At 65.5% G+C, this 255-nt stretch carries 1 protein-coding gene; it reads right to left on the bottom strand.

The genetic code is table 11. From position 1 onward, the window contains the following. A partial coding sequence (locus AACY45_RS29045; protein WP_339548912.1) for a hypothetical protein occupies nt 1-255 on the bottom strand: 255 nt, incomplete at both ends.

Here is a 255-nt window from a genome sequence, read left to right as displayed (position 1 = left end):
ACTGGTAATAGAGCTCCAGCGTGCCGCCTTCTACCGGCTTGATGTGGGCCGCCTCCACGGTGATGAACAACGACACCCCGGCCTCGATGTCGCCCTGGGTAATCAGGCGCAACGGCAGGTCGGGCAGATAGGGGGTGAAATCCGGCAAGGTGCCGAGCCAGAACAGCTTGATCGCCTGGCCGGCGACGAACGAGGCATCGAAGGGGATTTCGATGCGGGTGCGCGGCAGGTCCGGGTCCAGTGCGCCCTGGCGGG

Origin of the sequence: Pseudomonas sp. RA_35y_Pfl2_P32 (genome assembly GCF_963970735.1) — a bacterium.
Classification (GTDB): Bacteria; Pseudomonadota; Gammaproteobacteria; order Pseudomonadales; family Pseudomonadaceae; genus Aquipseudomonas.
Note: the sequence above shows the minus strand (reverse complement) of the source record. Positions and strands in the feature narration are given on the sequence as shown.